Annotated in this window: 2 tRNA genes and 2 rRNA genes (1 of these 4 only partly in view); all 4 read left to right on the top strand. The window is 44.0% G+C overall.

The features are described from left to right. Positions 1-193 precede the first annotated feature (193 nt). Positions 194-1,718, top strand: a 16S ribosomal RNA gene (locus tag ACFSJT_RS17925). 189 nt (positions 1,719-1,907) lie between these two features. After that, positions 1,908-1,981 (top strand) — tRNA-Ile (locus ACFSJT_RS17920). Between the two features lie 271 nt (positions 1,982-2,252). Beyond that, a tRNA-Ala gene (locus ACFSJT_RS17915) sits at positions 2,253-2,326 on the top strand. A 243-nt stretch (positions 2,327-2,569) separates the two neighbouring features. Further along, positions 2,570-3,199, top strand: a 23S ribosomal RNA gene (locus tag ACFSJT_RS17910) (it continues 2,190 nt past the right edge of the window). The 16S and 23S rRNA genes sit together here with 2 tRNA genes alongside, the layout of an rRNA operon.

The following is a 3,199-nucleotide window of genomic DNA, read 5'->3' as shown; positions in this document are numbered from 1 at the left end:
GTAATTACGGTAGTAGATTGGCTATTGATAGTGGTTTAATTTACGATACAAGTTCATTGATATATTGATTGACAGCGCGTATTAGATACTTTTATTAGTATTTATTACATGTAAGAATTAAAAGACTAGAATCATTTACTGAGATACGAATTAAAATTCCGTTGTGTTGTTTTTAGAACATATTTAAAGACAAACGATGAAGAGTTTGATCCTGGCTCAGGATGAACGCTAGCGGCAGGCTTAACACATGCAAGTCGAGGGGTAACATTTTGTGCTTGCACAAAGATGACGACCGGCGCACGGGTGCGTAACGCGTATAGAACCTACCTTTAACTGGAGGATAGCCCAGAGAAATTTGGATTAATACTCCATGGTATCGATTAATGGCATCATTGATTGATTAAAGATTTATTGGTTAGAGATGGCTATGCGTTCTATTAGCTAGTTGGTATGGTAACGGCATACCAAGGCAACGATAGATAGGGGTCCTGAGAGGGAGATCCCCCACACTGGTACTGAGACACGGACCAGACTCCTACGGGAGGCAGCAGTGAGGAATATTGGACAATGGAGGCAACTCTGATCCAGCCATGCCGCGTGCAGGAAGACTGCCCTATGGGTTGTAAACTGCTTTTATAGAGGAAGAATGTGCACTACGTGTAGTGTTTTGACGGTACTCTACGAATAAGGATCGGCTAACTCCGTGCCAGCAGCCGCGGTAATACGGAGGATCCAAGCGTTATCCGGAATCATTGGGTTTAAAGGGTCCGTAGGCGGGCTTATAAGTCAGTGGTGAAAGTTTGCGGCTCAACCGTAAAATTGCCATTGATACTGTAGGTCTTGAATTATTGTGAAGTGGTTAGAATGTGTAGTGTAGCGGTGAAATGCATAGATATTACACAGAATACCGATTGCGAAGGCAGATCACTAACAATTAATTGACGCTAAGGGACGAAAGCGTGGGTAGCGAACAGGATTAGATACCCTGGTAGTCCACGCCGTAAACGATGGTTACTAGCTGTTCGGACTTCGGTTTGAGTGGCTAAGCGAAAGTGATAAGTAACCCACCTGGGGAGTACGTTCGCAAGAATGAAACTCAAAGGAATTGACGGGGGCCCGCACAAGCGGTGGAGCATGTGGTTTAATTCGATGATACGCGAGGAACCTTACCAGGGCTTAAATGTAGTCTGACAGGGCTGGAGACAGCTTTTTCTTCGGACAGATTACAAGGTGCTGCATGGTTGTCGTCAGCTCGTGCCGTGAGGTGTCAGGTTAAGTCCTATAACGAGCGCAACCCCTGTTGTTAGTTGCCAGCGAGTAGTGTCGGGAACTCTAGCAAGACTGCCGGTGCAAACCGCGAGGAAGGTGGGGATGACGTCAAATCATCACGGCCCTTACGTCCTGGGCCACACACGTGCTACAATGGTAGGTACAGAGAGCAGCCACTGGGTGACCAGGAGCGAATCTATAAAGCCTATCACAGTTCGGATCGGAGTCTGCAACTCGACTCCGTGAAGCTGGAATCGCTAGTAATCGGATATCAGCCATGATCCGGTGAATACGTTCCCGGGCCTTGTACACACCGCCCGTCAAGCCATGGAAGCTGGGGGTACCTGAAGTCCGTCACCGTTAAGGAGCGGCCTAGGGTAAAACTGGTAACTGGGGCTAAGTCGTAACAAGGTAGCCGTACCGGAAGGTGCGGCTGGAACACCTCCTTTCTAGAGTTTTCCTTTTTTTAAAAAGGGGAATCCTAAAGATGATACGATGGAATGTATCTGTAGTAATGTTTTTAGTCTTTTAGCTGTCGATTAATTAAGTTAGTAATGAGTACAGAGTATTAAGTTATTAAGTATAAGTTTTTAGATGTTATCTAACTACTCAATACTAATTACTCACTACTATAAAGAAGTCTCATAGCTCAGCTGGTTAGAGCGCTACACTGATAATGTAGAGGTCGGCAGTTCGAGTCTGCCTGAGACTACAAGTCGAAGAAAGGCGAGAGGTTTATCCTGAGTAAGTGCATAAGCACTGTATCGAAGGGAGTCTGCCTGAGACTACGTTAAGTACTTAGTATAGAGTAGAGAGTATTAAGAAAAAAAAGCTTAGTATTAATTACTTCGTACTAATTAAAAAGTTCATTAAAGAGATCCTGACACAAGTTCAGGACAAGTATTGCAAAGGAAATTCTAGAAGATAGAGTTTAAGTCACATTATTCGTAATTCTAAATTCGTAATTCAGGATTTCAAATAATGGGGAATTAGCTCAGCTGGCTAGAGCGCCTGCCTTGCACGCAGGAGGTCACCGGTTCGACTCCGGTATTCTCCACAATAGATTAGTATTGAGTACTAAGTATTGAGTAATGAGATGTTTTGTTAAAAGACATCTAACTACTCACTACTAAAATCTCACTACTATTAGAACGTTCATTGACATATTGATAGTAAGAAATACGAGCACATACATTTAGTATGTGATAAAAAAGATCGATAATAACTTAGTTACTTTGTTATTATCGATACATTAAAAAGAGCAAGTTATCTGCCATTAGGCAGACAAGTAAGCAAAGACGCATAAGCTAATTAAGGGCGTATGGGGAATGCCTAGGCTCTCAGAGGCGAAGAAGGACGTGATAAGCTGCGAAAAGCTGCGGGGATTGGCACATACAAATTGATCCGCAGATATCCGAATGGGGCAACCCGGCATGTTGAAGACATGTCATCCTTTATAGGAGGCAAACCCGGAGAACTGAAACATCTAAGTACCCGGAGGAGAAGAAAACAATAGTGATTCCGTTAGTAGTGGCGAGCGAACGCGGACCAGCCCAAACCTGTTTTGTTACGGCAAGGCAGGGGTTATAGGACTACAATAGAGATTATGTAATGAATTAGAATCCTTTGGAAAGAGGAGCCATAGACAGTGATAGCCTGGTACAAGTAAAGATCATAATTTTAGTAGTATCCTGAGTAGCGCGGGGCACGTGTAACCCTGTGTGAATTAGTGGGGACCATCCCATAAGGCTAAATACTCCTGAGAGACCGATAGTGAACCAGTACCGTGAGGGAAAGGTGAAAAGAACCCTGAATAAGGGAGTGAAATAGATCCTGAAACCATACGCTTACAAGCGGTCGGAGGTCCATTGGACTGACGGCGTGCCTTTTGCATAATGAGCCTACGAGTTACTTTTACTAGCGAGGTTAA

Origin of the sequence: Aquimarina celericrescens, assembly GCF_042682765.1 — a bacterium.
In the GTDB taxonomy this organism is placed as follows: domain Bacteria; phylum Bacteroidota; class Bacteroidia; order Flavobacteriales; family Flavobacteriaceae; genus Aquimarina; species Aquimarina celericrescens.
This window is presented reverse-complemented; position numbering and strand designations above follow the sequence as displayed.